This is a genomic window from Acinetobacter sp. neg1 (assembly GCF_000788125.1).
GTDB classification, from domain to species: domain Bacteria; phylum Pseudomonadota; class Gammaproteobacteria; order Pseudomonadales; family Moraxellaceae; genus Acinetobacter; species Acinetobacter vivianii.
Genome location: NZ_JSZD01000015.1, coordinates 1 through 20,881 on the forward strand (window position 1 = coordinate 1; position 20,881 = coordinate 20,881).

Sequence of the window (20,881 nt, forward strand, 5' to 3'; positions counted from 1 at the left end):
ACCACCTGATCCCTTCCCGAACTCAGAAGTGAAACCTCTTAGCGCTGATGGTAGTGTGGCACTTGCCATGTGAGAGTAAGTCATCGCCAGCTTTTAAATTAGAAACACCCCTAACTAAACGGTTGGGGGTGTTTTTTATTGGCGTTTAAAAAATAAGAAAAAAACATAATGTGTTAGAAGTATTGACCTAATTGGTTAACTTTTATGAGGGGGAGGAGATTATTCTATTTATAACTAAAAATATAAAGATAACTATGAGATAAATCTAATGGTTGATATTAATGTAAATGAAAAACCAAATAAATTGGGTGTTTTCCCTTATGTAATTGCAGCAATATCGTTTATACCTGGTATTGGTGTTATCTTTGGAATTATTGCTGTTATTTGGGGAGTACTAACTAAAAAAAGTGGTGGTAAAGTACTCGCGATTATTGGTGCTTGTGGTATCGGCCTTAGTATTGTTCTTTATGGTTCGCTCTTTTATTTTGGTTTTGTTCAGCGTGGAGGTTTATATGATGAATTGCGTGCTCAATCAAGTCAAATAGCTATGACATCGTTAGTCCAAGCAATTGAATTTTATAAAGTAGAGAATGGTCATTATCCAGATTCGCTGGAAACATTAAGTCAGTCCTTGCCAGAAAATAGTCCAGTTTTTGTGTTTGACGCTACTGATGTTTCATGGAGCAGTTCACCACGCTATTACCATTATGAGTTAAAAGATTCATCTCATTATTATCTGCTCAGTGTGGGGCAGGATGGAGAACCTTATACAAGTGATGATATTTTACCGAACATCGAGCTAAAGCCTGATAGTAAAATTGGATTGATTTTTCATGAAAGTAGTACAGGCGCTACTTTATAGCTCTTAAATATATTATTGTTTAAAAATCGAGTGTTTTAAATATTCTGTACGAGGAAGCATAAAGGTCATTTTCCTCGTGATCTCTATATATTGACTCACTCAGTCAAAAAGAATGTAATTTTCCTTGTATGCGTAAACATTACTTTATGTTATAAATATTTTTATAGGCATGTTTTTTGCTTATCTTAATAGAGGGAAAGACTATGAAATTATCTGTTGGATTGAAAGTTGCGAACAGTTTATCGTTGACTCCTCAATTACAACAAGCCATACGTCTTTTACAACTCTCAAGTCTAGAACTTGAACAAGAAATTCAAATCCAGTTAGACAGCAATCCCTTACTTGAAAAAATTGAAGATATTAGCTCAACTGAAAGTCTTTCGAGCTTAGAAGCAAAAGAGACAGGGGACTTAACGACTGAGCTGAATGCTGATCATCTTCCCAATGATTTACCTGTAGATACTGAATGGGATGATATTTATACGCATCAATCAACTGCTTTGGCGTCACCAGAATACGAAGAAAGAGAAGACAATCGTCAAGCACAAATGAGTTTGAAAGAGCATATTTTAGATCAGGTCAATCTTTTGCATTTTTCGACTGTAGATAAGCTCATTGCTTATTGCATTGTTGATTCTCTGGATGATAAGGGATTCTTGGATGCTGAGCTGGGTGATATTGTGCTTGCAGTTACTCGATTATTAGAAGAAATGGAGAGTGAGGAAGAAGTTGAAGAAGATGAAATCATTGTTGTTTTAAAACACATTCAACGTTTAGATCCGATAGGTGTTGGCTCAAGAAATTTAGCTGAATGCTTGAAAATTCAGCTTGAAACGGTACATGAGAAAGTTCCTTATTTGGCAGAAGCTAAGAATTTATTGAAATATTATGAGCTGCTTATTTCCAATGATTTGAACAAATTATTAAAGCAAACAGGTTTATCTAAAGAGCAATTAAAAAGTGCGGTTGATTTACTCAAGACTCTAAAACCATATCCTGGCTTAGAGTTCAACCAACAGGAATCTGAATATCAGGTGCCTGATGTTGTGGTGTCCAAGAAAGATCAGCATTGGCAAGTGCAGCTGAATCCAGACATTCTACCTAAATTACGGATCAATTCATTTTACTCAGGCATGATTCGTCGTGCAGATCAAAGTGATGATAATGTTTATTTACGCAATCAAATGCTGGAAGCAAAAAACTTTATCAAGAGTATTGATGAGCGCCATAAGACTCTATTAAAAGTTGCAACCTGTATTGTTGAGCATCAACGCGCCTTTTTGGAGCAAGGTCCAGAGGCAATGAAACCTTTAGTGCTCCGCGATGTAGCAGAAGAAGTTGAGTTACACGAATCGACTGTCTCACGAGTAACGACCAATAAATATATGCTAACGCCACGTGGTTTGTTCGAATTGAAATATTTCTTTTCAAGTCATGTTGGAACGACGACGGGCGGTGAAGCATCATCGACTGCGATCCGCGCCATGATCAAAAAGCTGGTTTCAAATGAAAATCCACGTAAGCCTTTGTCGGATAATGTAATTGCCGAGATGCTGAAAAATGAAGGGATTGAAGTGGCTCGACGGACTGTTGCGAAATATCGTGAATCGTTACATATTCCTTCATCTTCTGAAAGAAAAGTCTTGATCTAAATTTTAAGGTGTGACTATTCTATTGGTTCATTATTACGGAATAATGAATTTTTTTAATGATCACTAGAGGAATTGCTGAAATGATTTAATGGATATTGAACCACTGATGTGCATTAAATTTGCTTGAGCGATTTCTTGTATCCTGAGAAAAAGGTGAGGGATAGAATTATGCAAATAACAATTCGTGGACACCATTTAACCATTACACCAGCAATTGAAGAAAATATAAAAGAAAAGTTTAGTCAAATGACCAAGCATCTAGATCAAGTGAATAGTATGCAAATTAAATTGGCTAAAGATCATCAGATTGACAAGCGTTCACACAAGGGAAGTGCAAACCATATTGCTGAAGCAATTATACGTTTGCCAGGGGTGGAACTGTTTGCGCAGGCGACAGCCGATGATATGTATACTTCGATTAGAAAATTGACCGATAAATTAAAACGTCAGCTTGCTAAACATAGAAAAATCCAGTGTTCTTATCAGCATGAACTGGCACTTTTGAGTTAATTTTTATTTTTATAAAAGAGGCTTTTTGTGGAGCCTCTTTTTTTTATTGATAAAAAAAGAAACTGCTTACTGAATTATGTGAAAAAGTTATAGTAAAATAGCTCGTTTTACACCAATGGTTGTATAAGAGGTCTTGGAATGAATAGTGAGCAGCTCACGCAAATTTTAAAAGAAGCTTTCCCTGAAGCAGAAGTAGCGGTGAGCGGACAAGCTGGCAAATTTGACCTGCGTATTGTTGATGATCAGTTTGAAGGTAAACGTACCGTTGCTCGTCAACAATCGGTTTATGCACCTCTAAATTCTTATATCGCGAGTGGTGAAGTTCACGCAGTAACGATTCGCGCAATGACAAAAGACGAATGGCGCAAAGCAAGCCTTTTCGGAGCTTAAATATTAATGGATAAGTTTTTAATTACGGGCGGTGTTAAGCTCAAGGGTGAAGTGCGCATTTCTGGTGCTAAAAATGCAGCATTGCCTTTACTTGCAGCAATGATTCTTGCTGATTCTCCGATTACATTGACCAATGTACCAAACTTAAAAGATGTAAATACATTGGTTAAGTTGATTGCTGGTCTTGGTGTGACCATGAGCTACGAAGGTGAAACCGTTTGTGCTGATGCTTCGACATTAGACAATCAGTTTGCACCTTATGAACTAGTACGAACGATGCGTGCATCTATTCTGGTGCTTGGCCCTTTATTGGCGCGTTATGGTAATGCAAAAGTATCATTACCTGGTGGTTGTGCGATTGGTTCACGTCCAGTTGATCAACACTTAAAAGCTTTAGAAGCTTTAGGTGCGCATATTGAAGTAGAAAATGGTTATGTACATGCTTCGGTTGATGGCCGCTTAAAAGGTGGCGAAGTTGTTTTTGATATGGTCACCGTTGGTGGTACCGAAAATATCTTGATGGCTGCTGCGTTAGCTGATGGTGTGACCACAATTCGTAATGCTGCTCGTGAACCAGAAATCACCGATCTTGCGCAAATGTTGATTAAGATGGGTGCCAAGATTGAAGGTTTGGATACAGATACGCTAGTGGTAACGGGCGTGGAAAGTTTACATGGCTGCGAATATGCCGTTGTAGCTGACCGTATCGAAACGGGTTCATATCTAGCTGCGGCTGCCATTACTGGTGGTCGAGTGAAAACCACGCATACCGATCCTGCATTGTTAGAAGCGGTATTGGATAAGTTTGAAGAAATGGGTGCGGAAGTTACGCGTGGTGATGACTGGATCGAACTGGACATGCAGGGCAAACGTCCAAAAGCGGTGAGTTTCAGAACGTTGCCTCATCCTGAATTTCCAACAGACATGCAGGCTCAATTGATGGCGGTAAATGCCATTGGTCGTGGTTTTGCAACGATTTCTGAAACGATTTTCGAAAACCGTTTTATGCATGTTCCAGAACTTTCACGTATGGGTGCTAATATTCAGGTTGAAGGACATGATGCGGTCGTTACAGGTGTGGAAACACTTCAAGCTGCACCTGTCATGGCGACAGATTTACGTGCTTCATTTTCACTTGTGTTAGCTGCTTTGGTTGCTGAAGGTGAAACACTGGTTGACCGTATCTATCACATTGATCGTGGCTACGAACATGTGGAAGAAAAATTGCAAAGTTTAGGTGCTCAGATTAAGCGAGTAAAAGGATGAATGACTTAAGAAACGATGATCCAAATTTTGACGTAATGGGCAATTTTGATCATGGTTTAACTTTAGCACTCAGTAAAGGCCGTATCTTAAAGGAAACTTTACCTTTGCTTGAAAAGGCAGGGATTAATTTACTTGAAGATCCAGATAAATCACGCAAATTGATTTTTCCAACGACGCACAAAAAAGTCCGTATTTTGATTTTACGTGCTTCTGATGTTCCGACCTATGTTGAGAATGGTGCGGCAGACTTTGGCGTAGCGGGTAAAGATGTCTTGATGGAACATGGCGCACAACATGTTTATGAGTTGCTTGACCTGAAAATTGCCAATTGTAAGTTAATGACCGCTGGTAAAGTCGGCATGGAACGTCCAAAAGGCCGTTTAAAGATCGCGACTAAATACGTCAATTTAACCCGTCAATATTATGCAAGCCTCGGTGAGCAGGTGGATGTAATTAAACTATACGGATCAATGGAGCTTGCTCCTTTGGTTGGTTTAGGTGATTACATTGTCGATGTGGTTGATACAGGCAATACTTTACGTGCCAATGGCTTAGAGCCGTTAGAAGAAATTTGCAAAGTTTCTTCACGTTTAATTGTCAATAAGGCAAGTTTTAAACGTAAACAAGCGGTTTTAAATCCGATTTTGACGCAACTTGAAGAAGCGGTTAAAGCACGTCAAAACTGATCTTTGTACATTAAATTAAGAAACCGTTCTCATGAGCGGTTTTTTTACATTCTAATATTTGTGTGGAAGACATAACACCTTTGTTTCTGGCCTAAGGCTATGTTAAAAAAGCTTATGGTTTGTTGAAAATGTACAGGAACAATGAAAAATCCAGAGCAGCGTAAACAAGAATCTATTCTAAAATTAAAAACCAAAGCCATACCTTATATCGACTGGTTGCCACATATTGAGTCAAGTGATGATGTAATACCGCGCTCCGCTGAACACATTGCCAAGCGTGCTATTGCATGTTTGCTTATGATTCAAGTTGCATGTGATCTGGATCGTGATCAGTTTGATCAAGAAACGGAAGATTTTATTGTCGATCTACTCAATAAATTTGAAGTCGCTGATGAATTAACTGTTAAAGAAAAAAATATATTGAATAGAAGTGCCGCACAGCAAGATATCGTCAATATGATCTGGAAGTATGAAGCATATTGGGTATTACTGTGGGCGCTGGGCATTGTCGATGAACTGAAATATCCAGATGAAATCGCGGATTGTGATTTTGCGATTGAGGTCGTATCTCGTTGTCACTCATTGCAGGAATTTATGCAACAGGTGAAATTAAGAAATATTGAAGAAATTCTGGATGAAGCAGATCTGATCTATCGTTATGATTGGGCATGTGTTGATGCACGCTTAAAACAGCAGAATGCACCTGCGAATTTAAATGCTTCTGTTGTTTTGGAGCGTCATGGTGCTTTAAATTGGCTGATACAAGCGGATGCGGATTGGGATAATCCTGATGTAAGTACTTAAAAAGTATAAAATTGTGAGGGTTAAAAGTTTTTTCCTATAAAAGCAGTGGAAATGCTGATGTTATCTTGCCCACAAATGTGCTGAAAAAGAGTAAACTTAGCGTTCTCTTTTTCGCCTTGTGGGTAAATTGATGCGACGTTTATCGACTCAGGATCAAAATTTTAAACAGACTTTTGCTGAACTTCTAGCATTTGAAACCGTTAATGATCCTCAATTAATACAAACTGTAGATCAAATTATTGCTGATGTTCGTCAGCATGGTGATGATCATGTGCTTAAATTAACGCAACAGTTCGATCGACATCCAGCGCATCAATTCTCTGATTTAGAACTGACTCAGGCACAGCTTAAAACTGCATTTGATGGTTTAAGTGTAGAAATCCGTGAAGCATTAGAACTTGCTGCAAAACGTATTCGTTCTTTCCATCAAGCACAAAAGCAGGAAGGCTGGACCTATGTTGATGATCTAGGAAATACCTTGGGGCAGAAAGTTACACCACTGGATCGTGTTGGAATTTATGTACCGGGTGGATTAGCCTCTTATCCCTCATCTGTACTTATGAATGCTTTGCCAGCACATGTCGCTGGCGTCCCTGAAATTATTATGGTGGTTCCTGCGCCAAATGGCGAGTTGAATCCACTGGTGTTAGCAGCTGCCTATTTGGCAGGGGTGAGCCGTGTGTTTACCATCGGTGGTGCGCAGGCCGTTGCGGCATTGGCTTATGGAACACAAACCATTCCAGCGGTAGATAAAATTACAGGACCCGGCAATCGATTTGTCGCAGCCGCAAAACGTGCGGTCTTTGGACAAGTCGGTATTGATATGATTGCTGGGCCTTCGGAAATTCTGGTCTATGCTGAAGGTGAAAATAATGCTGAGTGGTTAGCGATGGATGTGTTATCTCAAGCCGAGCATGACACCGTTGCGCAAGCTATTTTCATTACCCCAGATGAAACGCTGTTAAATGCAGTTGAAGCTGCGATTGAAAAGCATTTAAGTGAATTGCCAAAAGCAGAAATTGCCAAAACCTCGATTCAAAATCGCGGTGCGTTGGTGCTGGTAAAAGACCGTGCAGAAGCGGTTGAACTGATTAATCAGGTGGCTCCAGAGCATTTGGAATTGTGTCTTGATGATGCCGAGTTGATGAGTCAGGACATTCGTCATGCAGGGGCAATCTTTATGGGACGTTATACCCCAGAAGCCATTGGTGATTATTGTGCGGGGCCAAACCATGTCTTGCCGACATCGGGGACAGCACGTTTTTCTTCACCACTTGGTGTTTATGATTTCCAGAAGCGCTCTAGCTTGATCATGTGCTCTGAAGAGGGTGTGAAAAGTTTGGCAAAAGCAGCCGATGTTCTGGCAGTGCAAGAAAATCTTGATGCTCATGCGCGCTCAGCCCGTTATCGTTACCAATAACCGATTCAAAGATTGATAGGGGCTGGAAAGCCCCTTTTTTAGGATACATGAGAGTAGAACAATGACGTTTACAGCAGAACAAATGCGTTTTTGGAGTCCAGAGGTTCGCGAATTAGAACCTTATGTACCGGGTGAGCAACCTAAGATTCAGAACTTACTTAAACTGAATACCAATGAAAATCCATATCCGCCATCGCCAAAAGTGGTGCAGGCTGTGCAAGCAGTTTTAACTGAACAAGCCGATGCTTTGCGTTTATATCCAGATCCTGATGCAACCGCTTTAAAACAGGCGATTGCCAAGCAGCAGCAGGTTGATGTGGCTCAAGTGTTTGTCGGCAATGGTTCGGATGAAGTGTTGGCACATATTTTTAAAGCTTTTTTTATCCAGAAAGAACCGATTCTCTATCCAGATATTACCTATAGTTTTTATCCTGTTTATAGCCAGTTTTTTGCAACACAAACCAAGCAGATTCCTTTGAATGAAAAATTCGAAATAGATGTATCGGATTATGAACAGGAAAATGGCGGTATCATTATCACCAATCCAAATGCCCCAACCAGTATCGCGCTCGGTTTAAATGAGATTGAGCAGGTACTCAAGGCAAATCCAGATCGCGTGGTTGTGATTGATGAAGCTTATGTTGATTTTGGTGCTGAGTCCGCGGTGCAACTGGTCAATCGCTATGAAAATTTAGTTGTTTGTCAGACCACTTCGAAGTCACGTTCACTTGCAGGCTTACGTGTTGGTTTTGCAATTGCGCAAGCACATTTGATTGCGGCACTCGAGGCAGTCAAAAATAGTTTTAACTCCTATCCAATCGATCGTTTTGCGATTGCCGCAGCGGTGGCTTCATTTGAAGATCAAGCTTATTTTGAAGCGCAATGCGCCAAGGTGATTGAGAGCCGAGAAAAACTGGTAACAGATCTTAGTGCTTTAGGTTTTGATGTATTGCCATCGAAAGCCAATTTTATCTTTGCCACGCATCCTCAACACGATGCTGCTCAACTGGCTCAACAATTACGTGAGCAGGGAATTATTGTGCGTTATTTCAATAAGCCGCGAATTAATCAATTTCTGCGTATCACGATTGGTACTGATGAACAAAACCAGCGTTTAGTAGATACTCTTAAAACGCAAATTTTATAAATCTGTATTGAAGTTTGCTATTCAGAAGCCTGCCATGTATTGAGCAAATCAAGCATGGCAGAAATTTTATCAAAGCATTCCTGATATTCGGCTTCCGCATCAGAAGCGATGGTGATGCCGCCACCCGCCCACATCGATAATTGGTCCTGATATTTTTGAATGCTACGGATTAAAATATTCCAACTGCCTGTACCATCAAAATTAAAATAGCCTAAGCTGCCACAATAGGCACCACGCGGAGCGCCTTCTAGTTCTTCAATGATTTGCATGGCCCGAATCTTTGGTGCGCCGGTAATTGAACCACCTGGCAGGGCAGATAAGAGCATCTGCATGGGATTGATGTCTGCTTTTAAGGTCGCTGTAATCTCGCTCACCATATGATGAACCTGATTAAAGCTTTCAATTTCAAAAAGTTTGGTAGTTTCAACAGAACCTGTTTCAGCATAGACACTGAGATCATTACGTAAAAGATCTACAATCATGACATTTTCAGCTTGATCTTTTTCAGAGTGACTGAGTTTATCTTTTGATATCTGATCTTGTTGGGGATCAACAAAGCGCGGCATTGTGCCTTTGATTGGACGCGTTTTAATTTTTTTGTTGGCCTGAAACTCAATAAATAATTCAGGAGAACAACTTAATAGTTCAAAATCCTGTATTTTGAGATAGCCCGCATAAGGTGCATGGGTCAGTTCCCATAATGGATTGGCGCGACTTAAAAGTGATCCTTGAGCATGTGCTGTAAATTCTTGAGTCAAATTAATTTGATAACAATCACCTGCTTTAATATATTCCTGTACCTGATGAAAAGCATCGAGATACTGCTGTTTTGACCAACGGGCTTGGCACTTTTCAAGTAGACAAAGTGCTGGTGGCATTTGAACTGGTTGATTGATGAGATCAGAGATCTGTTTAAAGATGAGTTCGGCCTGAAGATCATCGCTGTGAAAATACCAAGCATTATTCTCAAACTTTAAAAAAGTCGAATACTGACCTAAGAAAAAATCAGGCTGATTGCGTGCACTCACTTCAACAAATTGATTTGCACTAAAGTCATAACTGAAAAAACCAATATAGCCACCACTAAAAGCTGCTGCATTTGATGTTTTTGGCTTAGATTTAAACGTTGAAAAAGCGGTAAGTGAAGAAGCCTCTAATCTTATTTGATATTGATTAAATTGAGTTTGATGAAATTGTTTTAATTCTGATTGTTGGAAAATGAGAAACTCTTGAGGTAAAAACGCAATAACAGGGGCATGATGGTCATATAAATAAACAAGACCCGTTAATTCATTAAGCTGGGCAAGAAGGTCAAATGCAGAAGTGAGTTGCGTGTTAAGCTTTTGCTGAAAATAAGACATAAAAACGGAAATACTTGCAGATACATTTGGAGGGAGGAATTGTACTACATTCAAAAAATCCCGACCGATATTTATGGCCCGATGAGATGAAAAACCAGCACTTTTAGGGAAAGGGTGAGAACTGATTTTTGCTTTGTTAGCCTGATTGATATTAGGATCAATTTAACGATTAAGAATGCGTTTTTGTTTACACTTGTAACAACACTATTTGGAGTGGATAAACGGACAGTGAGTAGAAATTAATCTTTGATTATGTAGGATAAAAATTAAAAATAAATAATAATTACATGTGGTTATGAGCTAATGCTGAAAAAACGTTAATTGAGTGATTTATATGCCGTTTGTCGGGTTGTGCTCAAAAAGCAGTTAACAGGAGTTGAACATAAAATAACAAACAGGTAATTTAGTAATTGCTAAGCGAACTACTCAAGGATTGGAAGTTCTAGTTGTCATTAATAAAAAAACGACCGTGGACAGTTTAGAGTAGTGAAAGTCAAAAAATAAATGCTCTTGGGAGAGTGCTCAATGAAAATGTTTACTAAACTTGTTTTAGTTTCTTCAATGGCGATTAGCGCAAATGCAATGGCTATGCAGTCAATGGATGATGCTGCACTAAGCGCTGCAACAGGTCAAGATGGTCTTAATATCGGTATCGGTATTTCTAAAATCGAAATCGAAAAAGTTTTAATTCATGATAACGATGGTTTAGCGACAACTGCTGGTGGTACGGGTGAAGCTGGTGCGATCGTCATTAAAGGAAACGGTACTGGCGCTACAGCGACAAACGGTATTGTTATTACAGCACCAATGAATGCAGCTGGTACAGCACTAGATACTTCTCGTGCTTTAGCATCTCATAACCTTGCTGATTTAGTGATTGATACAGACAAAGGTACGGGTACGAATGGTGCATTCCTAAACGTTGCTGCGGCAGTTTCTGGTCTAGATATTTACGTGGGTGAAATTGGTGTATCTGGCTCAAATGCTGCAAGCACAACTTCAGTGCGTCGTGGTAATGATGATGCAAACTACAATGCAATTTTATCAGGCTTAACTGTTAAAACTGGTTTAACAAGTGCGAATATCCAATTAGGTGCTGCTCCACAAGGTGCAATGATTGTATTGAATACAACAATGCAAGGTGGTTTAGAGCTTCAAGATCTTGGTATCGTAGATAGTTCAACTAAACAAGGTACAGGTGATGGTACTACGGGTAACCGTGCTGCTGGTCAAATCTACCTTGATAGTATCAAAGTTTCTGATGCATCAGCTGCTGACTTAACTGTCAATGCAAAAGTAAGTGTGGTGGGTAAAGAAGGTACAAATAACGGTTATTTACGTATCATTACAGGTTCTGGTGATTCAACTCCAGCAACTGATGTATACATCAAAGGTGTACATTTAGGTAGCAGTGAAGCTAAGTCAATTGGTGACGTTGAAGTACAAGGTCTACAAACTTACTACAACAACGGTACAGCAAACGTGAAAGGTTCTATGATCACAATTTCTGGTCACTAAGTTTCCTTCAAAAAAAAGCGCACATGGTGCGCTTTTTTTTATTTTAAATATCGATAATCAAAGCAAAAAATAAGAAATGTTGTGATGATCACAATAGTTTATTAAAACTTTACTTAATTCTATTTTTCATTACATTTCGTCAAAAAAAACTAAAAAAAAGCTGTTTTTTTCTATAAAAAAAGGTATCTTCAACAGACAGGGATGTAGTGTTTTTAAACACTAAAATAAAACGAATAAGGCAAGTTGTGCCATAGTTAGAAAAAGAGACTTATGTTAGAGATCGCTTTAGGCTCAGCATTGATGTATTACTTTACAACGCAAGCCTTTGAAATTGAGAAAAAGCCAGAGGGGACTGTTCATTACACAGAAACTCTCGATTCCCGTAATCCTTCATTTACTCGTAATCATCGCGAAGCCGTGGTGATTAAGCCTGCTGTTGAAGATCAATTCAGGGGAATTGTACGTCAAGCTTACGACTATAGTTGCGGATCTGCAGCCTTAACCACGCTATTAAATGGTTATGGTGGTTTGCGCTTGACTGAACAACAGACGATGACCGGTTTGCTTCAATATGGTGAGTATCAACGTATCATCGAGCGCCGTAGTTTCTCCTTGTTAGATATGAAACGTTTCGTTTCAGCGTTGGGGCTAACAAGTGGTGGTTACCGTGGCGAGTTTTCTGATCTAACTGCTTTGAAGCAACCTGCAATTGTTCCTATTACCTATGCGGGTTTTAAACATTTTGTAGTATATAAAGCATATAAAGATGGAAGAGTTTATGTCGCTGATCCAGCCTTAGGCAATATCAGTTTTGACGAGATTCGATTTAAAGAAATCTGGGATAACAATACATTATTTATTGTTGATATACCTCAACAGTACCAAAAGAATTTATTGGCACTTCAAGATTCCGATATGCGTCATGTGGAAGATGCAACAGTAAATCGATATGCCCTTGCTGACATTCAATATCCAACGCAACAGTTTGAGAAACTTGCAGACAAGGGCTCAACAATGCGCCGAGTATTGGATACGAACTCTACATCAGATACTTACAACCAACCAATTACGACGTATATGCGCTTATATTACAAGCGGAAATAGTTAATAAAAATCAGTAAAATTAATGTAATAGGATGCAAAGTAAAATGAATCATACATGGATGAAGATGACTGTGTTGGCGTTGAGTTTAGGCGCAATCACATCAACACTTTACGCAGCAGAGGAACAGCAACCTGTAGTTGAATCTACAGCACCTCAAACAGATGAAGCAACAGTTGTAAGCCCTGAGCCGACCAATCCGTCTGTGGAAGAGACGACGGCGAGTCCCGTTGCTCCAGCGGTTGAAACAAGTCAGGCTGATCAAGCGGCGAGTGCATTGCAGAAAAAAGAAACAGATGCAACTCAAGAAACCAACCTGCAAGAAGTTTTTACCTCGAATGAGCGTCAGTACTCGCTAATCAAAAAAGGTGTTTTTTCATCTTACTATGATATTGATTACACCTATTATCGTGATACTCGTGTCGATGCCTCTATGGAGGATGGAAGCTTAAATAACCTAAGATTTGAAGAAGATGCGAACCATACCTTAACCAATACATTTACGGTGCAGTACGGTTTAATGGATAATTTAACCTTATCTGCATCTTTACCTTTAGTAGCAAAAAAAGAATTATTAAAAGATAAAACTGCAGCGGGCTTGGGGGATATCAACTTTGGGGCACGTTGGGAACCATTTCCTTTAAAACAAGGGCGCTTACCTTTAGTATTATTCGGAAGTTTATCGACCAAAACGGGCGACAGTCCTTATGAAATCGGGATCGATGAACTTTCAACTGGTAAGGGCTATTATTCGGCTGGTGTTGGTGCAAGTACCCGTAAGTACATTGATCCAGTTGTATTATTTAGTTCTGTATCTGTCAATTATGGTTTTAAAGAATCTGGCTTAGACCAAGCTCGAGGTCGAAGAACATTAGAGAGTTTTGATCCAGGTGTGAGTGGTGGCTTTGCTTTTGGTTTTGCCTACTCATTTAACTATGACGTGTCACTGACCATGTCGTATCAACAAAGCTTCAATACAGGCGCAAAATTCTATTTCTCAAATGGTGAGAGTTACGAATCTGGGGATCAGAGTAGTGCCATGCTGTCTTTTGCTTTAGGGGTTCGTGTTTCTCCTGAAACGATTGTAAATGGTACGGTTGGTATTGGCTTAACTGAAGATGCACCAGATGTGTCACTTGGCCTATCTTTCCCACTTGATATTATAGGTTTTGGCAAAAAAATTCGTTAAGGAGATGTAATGGTGAAAAACCTTAAATTATGTCCTTTAACGATAGCCGTATTTTTTGCTGGTTTATCTACTGTTGCCAATGCGCAGTTAGGACAAGACTTATCTGTAGACTTAAGGTCGCTTGCTTTAGGGAATGCTGTAACCGCAGATCCTCCAGGCATTAGTGCTGTGCATTTTAACCCTGCAGCACTTGCGAAATTAGAGGGTTTACAAACTGATGTACAAGGGATTTTGGCAAATTTTGCCATTAAACGTGATTATTCGGCACCTGCTGGTTACAACGTTTTTGGTTACTCGGATGATCCATTGGTTTGTAATGATGGCCCCGAAATTGATTCTAATATCTGTACAGACTTTAAAGGTACAGTGCACGGGGATGTAGAATATGCCAGTATTTACGTTCCGATTCTCAAGAAAATTGTTGATTTGGGGCCTAACTCCCCATTAGTCGCACCAACTGCTGGTATTTCATATAAGCCACCTGGTTCAAAAGTGACTTATGCAACTGCGGTTTATGCACCTTTAGTTGCTGGTTTTGGTGCTGAAGATGGCAACCCGAGTAACTATATGGGGCAACAGGTTGCCTTAGAGCGTATTACTTATTTATCGCCGTCTTTTGGTTATCAGGTGAATGATCATTTATCACTCGGCGCTTCATTCGGCATGTCCTATCAGGCAATTGCCCTGAAAACTGATTTACGTTTCCCGAATGAAATGATCGGTGTATTACGTATGGTCGATGAGGTCGTTTGTCGCCCATTTAAAGACAACGGCGATATCATTACCGATTTATTGTTATTCGGTATTTGTAATGCTAAAGAAGGAATGAACCCGTTTAATAAAATGGGTGCCATGGATGTTTCTTTGGAGCAATCCTTAAGTCCAAGCTATAACTTGGGCCTACTTTGGGAGCCAACTGATGACTTTAGCTTTGGTATGGTGTATCAAAGTGAAGCCAAGATGCGCTTAAAAGGTAAATATTTAATTGATAATGCAGTAGCGCCACAACAGTTGGTTGCTGGATTAAACTCTTCAGCAACAGGACAAATCCTTGCGGCGATTCTGGGCCTACCTGGCTATGTTCCAGATGTGGAATCAGGTCTGGTTGCGATGGATTTCAAATATCCTCAGCACTTTAAAGCAGGGATTAAATATAAAATATTCCCAGACTTGCAAATGAATTTTGACGTAGGCTGGACCGACTTCTCGGCTTGGGACAAATTTAGATTTGAATTTGACCGACAAATTTCATTACTTAAAGTTGCCAAACTACTTTCCAACGATGTGACAGACCGTTCCTTAGCTTTACCATTACGCTTCCAGTCTTCTTGGCGTTGGGGCATAGGTTTTGAATATTCTGCGACAGATCGTTTGAAATTACGGATGGGATATGAACCTCGTACAAGTTCTATTCCAGATGACAAACGAAATACCATGGTACCGATTAATAATGCACAACTATTTGGTCTAGGTATTGGTTATCGTTTTGATCAGGATACTGATCTGGATTTGTCCTTAGGTTTCTTGCGTAGCCGTGATGATATTCCAGCTAACACCAGTAGTTTATCGAATCAGACAGGGGTGGGTAATATCTTATTAAACCCTTATGCAGGCCTAAATGTAAAAACAAATACCAAAGTCACCTTACTTGGCATTAACTACAGAACAAAATGGTAATGTATAAAATGATTAAACAGCCTCTGCTCGTGACCTTGTTCGTTGCTTTGTCAAGCGGAGGAGCTGTATATGCAGAAGAGGGTTTCTATACAATCATTGGCCCAGATGGTCGGCCAATGATTATTCCTCAGAAAAAACAATCTCAGCCTATAAAAACGATACCAGTTCAGCAAAAGCAAGAAAAGGTCACACAGGTTGAGAAAGTAGAAACAGTTGTGGTGGAGAAAAAGCAGCAAGATAAAGAGGCTGTTTCTTCAAAGCCAGCTGCTGCAATGGTAATGCCTAAAGAGCCTTCAATACAAAAACAAAATACCGATGCAAGAGTTTCCCATCCTCCTGTCATCGTACCAGCATCATCTAAGCAAGTGAAAAAAATAGTTGAGGTTAAAAAAGAGCAACCACAGCCACCTGTGGCAGAAACAGCACGACCAACAGTGACGTCATCACAAAAATCTCACCCCGTTCATATTGAGCCTACTATTTCGGCTAAACCATCTTTAACATCAGAAAAGCCGAATAAGAAAGAAGTCGTGGTACCAAGTCAACAATCTAGTGATGCTGTGAATGTTGAGAGCTCTACATCAGCGCCGCTTTCTAAAATTGATGGCGTAGAATACGTAAATAATGAATATTTAGAAGACCAAGAATTTAATCTCGACGGCAAAAAACGTTTTTATACAATGCCTGATGGAACTGGACGTATGGAAACAATTGAGCGTAAAAAAGGTGTAAACCAGTCGATGCTCAATAGATTGCTGAATCGAAATCCTAAGCCTGAAGAACCGATCGTTTTATCGAGTACTTATATACGTTTATCTGCTGAAGACCTGGCGGCAACTTTTGAAAATGATCGTTGTTTCTTAAAGGATTATAAGAAATCAATTAAGACTTTAACGCCTAAAAAAGAAGTTGGTGTCTGGCCGAGAAAGCCCTTAAAAGAAAAGTTTGAGTATGAAGTGGTCAAGCTAGACCATTCCGTAGAATATATGCAAATTGCTTCTTACGCCTCAAGTAATGAAAAGCCTGTTTATTATTGGCCGTTGGTCGTCTTTTTAGATGAAAAAGGCTGTGCACAGGAGGCCGTAAGTGGTTTTAAAAATAACTCGCTGAACACAACATTGCTACAACATTCAGCGATTCAAGGTGTGATAAAAATTCCACCAAAAGCTGAATATATGATGATAACGCCACTCGCTTCTGCAATTGATGTGCCTGAAAGCGAATTATCAAATCAAGGCCAGATAAGGATCTCTGCTTTAAAGTAAGCATTAACAGGATTGAAATGTATGAATAAGAAAATATTATTACCTTTTGCAGTATCTACGCTTGCACTAATGTTACATGGTTGTGGTGGTGAAAGTTCCAAGATTAATGAGGATCCAACCAAAGGTGTTGAAGGTGTCACTTCAAATACCAGTTGTAATGTGAAAGAAGATACATGCTTACAGTTTGTACTGGATTATCCGATCGCGGGGCTTAATTTTGATTGTAGCTCAGATAAATTCAATCATTTTTCAACAAAAATGGAAGGCAATCTTGCTACGGGTGCCTGTAAGTTAGGAGATACGATTACTTTCTATCTTCAAGGTGAGACCAGCGCCCGCAAAATCAATTTAGGTTCAGTGCAATTAGATAAGATTACCAAACTTAAAACAGCCGCTTATTCCCGTATTCGTATCATTGATTTAGCAATGGGTCTAACTGGAAAAACACCCGCAAGTGTAAGTGAAGATGACGAAACTATACGCGTGGCAATGGCGCTTATTAAAATTCTTCAGAGTCAGGGTGTTGCTGACAAACGTAATGTGATTGGTGATATTCAGCAAATTGAATTCACAAAGGAAAAGAAAAATACGCTTGCGGAAATATCTCAGGATGTTGGTGTAAATGAACTCAGTAGCGGGGCATATGCAGAGATTCTGAAACCTTGGCTGGATGTGAGTGAAATTACGGATGAACAAGCCTTTGCTCTGGTTACTCAATTACTGAATTTAAGTCAGGTTGGGGTATGGTATGCGGAGTTACCTCTATTTAAGGCGGGAAGTAATGGTGCTGTCATCGAAACGCCAAATGAAGGAAGTGGCGTATTCCCAGATGGTCTGTTTGGATGTAACAGAGACCTTTATACAGACTGTCTGAATGCTACAGATGGAAAAGGGGCGAACTTACGTCATTTAATGGGGCGGTTTGAGTTACTTACAGATCGTCAAGGTTATATTCTCGGCTATGGTCAACAATGGCGAGGTAACCCAATTATCACCAATAATGTCGTTGCTCCACCACTTGCATTAATTGGGAGCGCTAAACCAGAGAAAATGCAGGTTCAGGCACAAAAAAACTGGTTTAATGTGATTAATCAAGAGATTAACCCTGCACAGCCTTTGCGATTTATGGTGAATAATAATGCCTCAGAGGATTTGTTAATCACACAAGGTAAATTGATTAATGGAACCAATATCGCGAGTACAGAAGCTGTTTATCGTCAACTCACCAAAGCAAAGAGTACAGATCCCTTTACAAATGCAAAAGATCTGGGTTTATGGCAGCAAAAGATTGATGGTTTAACATATAAAGGTGTAACCGATATCTTTAAGTTTAACTCGGCAAGTTACCTAGCAAAAGATGTGTTTACGACAGAAGCCAACGTTCAATCTAAACAACGTTACGCATTTCCGCTCTATGCAACCCTGACGTTTAGATTTCAGGATGCCAGCATTGCCCCTGTTGATTTGGGTATTCTAATTGATGAACGTGGTGATATCCGAACCGATATCAAAAAAGATGCAACCGCAACAGATATGTCCGGTAATTGTGCCAAAGCTGAACCACAGGCAGATGGTACATATTTAGATGAGTTTGGTGTAACACAATATCGAATTGGTACAACGGGTGGTGCAAACTCTTCAAGTAACGATAAATCAGTAACTGTTCGTATGATTTTCTCAAATCCGAAATTTGGCGTACTTGAGGGGATTTTACTTGGTTTAAACTTTACATCTCTAAATAACAAACAAAATATTAGTGGTGCAAAAATCAATGTGTATAACTTGTTGAATGGCGAAGCAAATGGAATTAACTTGACCAACTTCTCTGATAAAACAGTTTCATGGTTGAATACGCATGCAGTTTATCTGACGTCTTATATCACCATCTATGATCATAAAGACACAGATAAGAGTAAATTGATTGCACCAACAGATGCAGAGCGTGCCATCGCTAAGCGTTATACGGGTACCGCAAGTATTAAGGTTGCAGATCAAAAAATTCCAGCGTGTAACTCCATCAAGATAAAATCTTGATTGGCAGCAAAATAAAAAAGACCGCATAAATGCGGTCTTTTTTATTTATCCCGTCTGGTCCAGACGTGTACCGAGCGTTTCTAAATGTGTTGGAAATTGTCCACTTTTACGGTCATTAAAATAATGTCGTAAGGTTTGTTCTACACTTGGGAAAGCAAGTTCTTTCCATGGAATTTCATATTCTTCAAATAAGCGACATTCGATACTTTCTTCACCCGCACCGAACTGTCCTTGTTTTAATAAGGCCTTAAAGAGTACGTAGATCTGTCCGATACGCGGGATATTGTACATGCAATAGAGTTGTTCGATTTCAACTTCGGCTTCAGCTTCTTCTCTGGTTTCGCGTGCTGCACCTTGTTCCATGGTTTCAAATAATTCCATGTACCCCGCAGGTAAAGTCCAGAGACCATAACGTGGTTCAATGGCTCGACGGCACAGTAAAACTTTATCGTCCCATAGTGCTAATGCACCGCAAATGACTTTGGGATTTTCATAATGGATGTTGCCACAATGTGTGCAGACCAATCGTGATTTATGATCACCAAGTGGAATTTTTGCTTCAGTTTGATGTCCACACGCAACGCAAAAGCTCATAGTTATCATCAGCCGTAGAGATAACTCAGCATAACCGAATTTTTATGACTTCGCATCATGATCTATGATTGCAGCTAAAAATTCGGCTATGATGCTGATTAAGGAAAATGAGAACAAGAGATAATTGAGATGGAAGAACCATCGTTAATCGCGCTTTTACAACAACGGTTACGTTTTTCCAAACGAATCCAGCAGGCGGATGCTGCTGTATTAATTGCGATTACACAAGAAAGTCAGCCTAAAGTTTTGCTCACGCGCCGTTCGATGCAGTTGTCTCAACATGCAGGGGAGGTTTCCTTTCCTGGTGGCAAACGTGATCCGAGCGATACCAGTAATATTGTTGTGGCCTTGCGTGAAGCGCAAGAGGAAACGGCATTGAACCCCTTTGATGTCAAACTGTTGGGCGATCTACCGATTCAACGGGCACGCAGTGGTTTGTCTGTTAAGCCGATCGTGGGGCTGATTCCTGCTCAAGTGGATTTGGTGGCGCAACCGACCGAGATTGATCGAATTTTCTTTGTCCCATTACAAGAACTCATCGATGCACCTCCTTTACCTTATGAAGTCCGTTTGGCTCGTCAATCGTTATATTTCCCGAGTATGCAAGTGGAGAGTGAAGTGGTGTGGGGGTTGACTGCGCGTATGTTGGTGTCTTTATTTCAATATGGATTGGGCTATCAAAAAAGCTGGCCTTTTCTCGTGAATCCACCGCACTTTGGGATTGCAAAGTTTTAATTTTTCTAAGAGTTTTTTATCATGATGTATACCTATCAGGGATTGAGTCCGAAAGCTTTACATGAACCTTGGGATGGCTGGGTTGCGCCAACAGCGACAGTCATTGGCCAAGCAGAACTCGGTCGGCAAGTGAGTATCTGGTTTGGTGCGGTCGTTCGTGCTGACAATTGTGTGATACGGATTGGGGATTTCTCGAATATTCAGGAAAATGCCGTGTTGCATACTGATGCTGGTATTGAATTGACTATTGGCGAATATGTGACGGTTGGACATAAGGTCATGTTACATGGTTGTACCATTGGCGATAATTCGCTGATTGGTATGAATGCGGTTATTTTGAATAACGCCGTGATTGGTAAGAATTGCATTATTGGTGCCAATGCCCTGATTCCAGAAGGAAAGATTATTCCAGATAATTCTGTAGTGATGGGGTCTCCCGGAAAAGTAGTGAAAACACTGGATGAACAAGGGGCTGCACGTTTGCGTTTAAGTGCCTTGCATTATGCAGAGCATTATAAAAACTTCTTAAATCTGGAACCCTTTACTTTTTAACGCCTATTTAAAAATGAAGTCGTGATATTGCCAAGTTTATGCTTGGCTTTTTATTGAGATAAAAAAGCCAAGAACTCGCCTATCGCGTTTGAGTGGAGTATGATACTCGACGTTTTT

General features: G+C 39.9%; 19 protein-coding genes and 1 rRNA gene. 18 read left to right on the forward strand and 2 right to left on the reverse strand.

Annotated features, from left to right (window positions below):
* From rrf to hisC, 10 genes are all read left to right on the forward strand, one after another.
* A 5S ribosomal RNA gene (rrf, locus tag PJ15_RS18220) occupies window positions 1-92 on the forward strand; the annotation flags it as partial.
* A gap of 176 nt (window positions 93-268) precedes the next feature.
* Entirely contained in the window at window positions 269-862 is a 594-nt protein-coding gene (locus PJ15_RS11030) for a type II secretion system protein GspG (RefSeq protein WP_005256083.1), read from the forward strand.
* A gap of 203 nt (window positions 863-1,065) precedes the next feature.
* On the forward strand, window positions 1,066-2,514 hold the full coding sequence (locus PJ15_RS11035; protein WP_004774989.1) for an RNA polymerase factor sigma-54: 1,449 nt from the start codon (window positions 1,066-1,068) through the stop codon (window positions 2,512-2,514).
* Between the two features lie 168 nt (window positions 2,515-2,682).
* Complete coding sequence (gene hpf, locus PJ15_RS11040) at window positions 2,683-3,024, forward strand: ribosome hibernation-promoting factor, HPF/YfiA family (protein WP_004655596.1); 342 nt, start codon at window positions 2,683-2,685, stop codon at window positions 3,022-3,024.
* Window positions 3,025-3,162: 138 nt separating this feature from the next.
* Window positions 3,163-3,414 carry a BolA family iron metabolism protein IbaG gene (gene ibaG / locus PJ15_RS11045; protein ID WP_004655594.1) on the forward strand — a complete coding sequence of 84 codons (252 nt, stop codon included), beginning with the start codon at window positions 3,163-3,165 and terminating at the stop codon, window positions 3,412-3,414.
* 6 nt (window positions 3,415-3,420) lie between these two features.
* The gene (murA, locus tag PJ15_RS11050) at window positions 3,421-4,680 is read left to right on the forward strand and encodes a UDP-N-acetylglucosamine 1-carboxyvinyltransferase (protein ID WP_047430764.1); all 1,260 of its coding nucleotides are present in this window, start codon (window positions 3,421-3,423) and stop codon (window positions 4,678-4,680) included.
* The gene (hisG, locus tag PJ15_RS11055; protein ID WP_004774987.1) at window positions 4,677-5,366 is read left to right on the forward strand and encodes an ATP phosphoribosyltransferase; all 690 of its coding nucleotides are present in this window, start codon (window positions 4,677-4,679) and stop codon (window positions 5,364-5,366) included. Before murA ends, hisG begins: the two co-directional genes overlap by 4 nt.
* A gap of 141 nt (window positions 5,367-5,507) precedes the next feature.
* Window positions 5,508-6,170 carry a DUF4272 domain-containing protein gene (locus tag PJ15_RS11060; RefSeq protein ID WP_047430767.1) on the forward strand — a complete coding sequence of 221 codons (663 nt, stop codon included), beginning with the start codon at window positions 5,508-5,510 and terminating at the stop codon, window positions 6,168-6,170.
* A gap of 130 nt (window positions 6,171-6,300) precedes the next feature.
* Window positions 6,301-7,590, forward strand: a complete 1,290-nt coding sequence (gene hisD / locus PJ15_RS11065) for a histidinol dehydrogenase (RefSeq protein ID WP_047430770.1) — start codon at window positions 6,301-6,303, stop codon at window positions 7,588-7,590.
* A 61-nt stretch (window positions 7,591-7,651) separates the two neighbouring features.
* Complete coding sequence (gene hisC, locus PJ15_RS11070) at window positions 7,652-8,737, forward strand: histidinol-phosphate transaminase (protein WP_047430773.1); 1,086 nt, start codon at window positions 7,652-7,654, stop codon at window positions 8,735-8,737.
* Between the two features lie 17 nt (window positions 8,738-8,754).
* On the opposite strand, the gene PJ15_RS11075 is transcribed toward hisC, so the two are convergent.
* A complete protein-coding gene (locus PJ15_RS11075) occupies window positions 8,755-10,098 on the reverse strand; it encodes an anthranilate synthase component I family protein (protein ID WP_047430776.1) in 1,344 nt (447 codons plus the stop codon).
* A gap of 525 nt (window positions 10,099-10,623) precedes the next feature.
* Here PJ15_RS11075 and PJ15_RS11080 point away from each other — a divergent pair.
* The 6 genes from PJ15_RS11080 to PJ15_RS11105 all read left to right on the forward strand — a co-directional run bounded on the left by PJ15_RS11080 (window position 10,624) and on the right by PJ15_RS11105 (window position 18,883).
* Window positions 10,624-11,616 (forward strand): DUF6160 family protein, encoded by a 993-nt coding sequence (locus tag PJ15_RS11080; protein WP_005256105.1) that lies wholly within the window; start codon window positions 10,624-10,626, stop codon window positions 11,614-11,616.
* Window positions 11,617-11,886: 270 nt separating this feature from the next.
* On the forward strand, window positions 11,887-12,720 hold the full coding sequence (locus PJ15_RS11085; protein ID WP_005256106.1) for a C39 family peptidase: 834 nt from the start codon (window positions 11,887-11,889) through the stop codon (window positions 12,718-12,720).
* Between the two features lie 44 nt (window positions 12,721-12,764).
* A complete protein-coding gene (locus PJ15_RS11090; RefSeq protein ID WP_005256108.1) occupies window positions 12,765-13,907 on the forward strand; it encodes a hypothetical protein in 1,143 nt (380 codons plus the stop codon).
* Window positions 13,908-13,919: 12 nt separating this feature from the next.
* Window positions 13,920-15,584, forward strand: a complete 1,665-nt coding sequence (locus PJ15_RS11095) for an OmpP1/FadL family transporter (protein ID WP_171068001.1) — start codon at window positions 13,920-13,922, stop codon at window positions 15,582-15,584.
* Window positions 15,584-16,849, forward strand: a complete 1,266-nt coding sequence (filE, locus tag PJ15_RS11100; RefSeq protein WP_047430781.1) for a putative pilus assembly protein FilE — start codon at window positions 15,584-15,586, stop codon at window positions 16,847-16,849. The genes PJ15_RS11095 and filE overlap by 1 nt, the downstream gene beginning before the upstream one ends.
* Window positions 16,850-16,870: 21 nt before the next feature.
* On the forward strand, window positions 16,871-18,883 hold the full coding sequence (locus PJ15_RS11105; protein WP_047430784.1) for a hypothetical protein: 2,013 nt from the start codon (window positions 16,871-16,873) through the stop codon (window positions 18,881-18,883).
* A 45-nt stretch (window positions 18,884-18,928) separates the two neighbouring features.
* Here the strand turns inward: PJ15_RS11105 and PJ15_RS11110 are convergent, their stop codons facing one another.
* Window positions 18,929-19,477, reverse strand: a complete 549-nt coding sequence (locus tag PJ15_RS11110) for an NUDIX hydrolase (RefSeq protein WP_047430787.1) — start codon at window positions 19,475-19,477, stop codon at window positions 18,929-18,931.
* A 129-nt stretch (window positions 19,478-19,606) separates the two neighbouring features.
* Between PJ15_RS11110 and PJ15_RS11115 the strand changes: the two genes are divergently transcribed.
* Together PJ15_RS11115 and PJ15_RS11120 are read left to right on the forward strand one after the other, a co-directional pair.
* A complete protein-coding gene (locus tag PJ15_RS11115; protein WP_004774968.1) occupies window positions 19,607-20,212 on the forward strand; it encodes a CoA pyrophosphatase in 606 nt (201 codons plus the stop codon).
* A 24-nt stretch (window positions 20,213-20,236) separates the two neighbouring features.
* Entirely contained in the window at window positions 20,237-20,764 is a 528-nt protein-coding gene (locus PJ15_RS11120; RefSeq protein WP_171248594.1) for a gamma carbonic anhydrase family protein, read from the forward strand.
* The last annotated feature ends 117 nt before the right edge of the window (window positions 20,765-20,881 follow it).